Origin of the sequence: Halomonas hibernica, assembly GCF_013183775.1 — a bacterium.
In the GTDB taxonomy this organism is placed as follows: Bacteria; Pseudomonadota; Gammaproteobacteria; order Pseudomonadales; family Halomonadaceae; genus Vreelandella; species Vreelandella citrativorans.
Window position 1 is genome coordinate 1 of sequence record NZ_VIFN01000042.1, and the last position, 1,166, is coordinate 1,166.

Below are 1,166 nucleotides of genomic sequence, written 5' to 3' on the forward strand. Positions count from 1 at the left end.
AGCTAGGGAAGGTCTGAATAACTGCCGATATTCATCACCGCTCACTTGAGCCGAGAAAAAATCGAAAATTCAGACATTCTTCTCCCGTTCTTTGTGTATTTTTGCCCGTTTCCCGCTCATTGAGCGGAAAACGGGCGCAATCGCCCTATTCCCATAGGTATTTCTCACTGATCAGCAGGTTGCTGAACGCCGCCAGCAAGTGCAGGCGCTGAGTGTTTTTGGCCAGTCCACGATAGCGAGCCTTGCCATAACCAAAAACTTGTTTGATGTACCGAAAGGGGTGCTCCACCTTGGCACGGATACTGGCTTTGATTTTTTCGACTTTCTGTCGCCTGGCATCTAGCTGCTTGCGGGTGCCAGGCCGTTTGGCAATATACCAAGAGACATCGTTGCGGTGCTTGTGCTCGTCTCGTTTTTGAATACCAAGGTAACCGGCATCACCGAAGACGCGTTGCTCTTCACCGTGAAGGAGCTTATCGGCAGGCACAATGTCATGGACATTGGCAGCCGTGGTCTCAATGCTGTGAATCAACCCAAGCTTATCGTCGACACCTATGTGCATTTTCATGCCAAAGTGCCAAGAGCTACCTTTTTTAGTTTGGTGCATTTGCGGATCGCGCTCGCCTTTTTTGTTTTTGGTGGAACTAGGCGCAGAAATGATAGTGGCATCGACAATGCTCCCTTCGCGCAGCATCAGGCCATTTTTCTCCAGGTGGTTGTTCACTTCCTGGAACAGCACCTTGCCAAGGCCGTGGCGTTCCAGAAAATGGCGAAACTTGAGAATCGTGGTTTCGTCCGGCAATCGGTCCAGTTTCAAACCGGCGAATTGGCGCATGGACTCGATCTCGTAGAGGGCGTCTTCCATGGCCGGATCGCTCAGGTTGTAAAACAATTGCATGCAATGGACGCGGAGCATGGCAGACAGTTGATACGGAGGCCGCCCGCTCTCGCCCTTGGGGTAATAACGGGCTACCTTCTTCTCCAACTGCGTCCAGGGGATCAGCTTGTCCATCCGCTCCAGAAAGAGTTCGCGGCGGGTCTTTCGCTTCTTGTTCTGGTACTCGGCTTCTGAGAAGGTGATTTGATCCATGGCAGCACTGAATCCTATGCAGTTGACGATAGCCGTATTATCGCTGATGGCAGTGACTTTTTCAGAGCTTCCCTAG

The 1,166-nt window shown here is 51.5% G+C and carries 1 protein-coding gene; it reads right to left on the reverse strand.

From position 1 onward, the window contains the following. Positions 1–145: 145 nt before the first annotated feature. Positions 146–1,090, reverse strand: coding sequence for an IS5 family transposase (locus FKN99_RS17730; RefSeq protein ID WP_101147219.1), 945 nt, complete (start codon positions 1,088–1,090; stop codon positions 146–148). Between the last annotated feature and the right edge of the window lie 76 nt (positions 1,091–1,166).

Bases quoted from the DNA above. Each gene is read 5' to 3' on its own strand.
- FKN99_RS17730 (WP_101147219.1), bottom strand. From the start codon at position 1,090: ATGGATCAAATCACCTTCTCAGAAGCCGAGTACCAGAACAAGAAGCGA.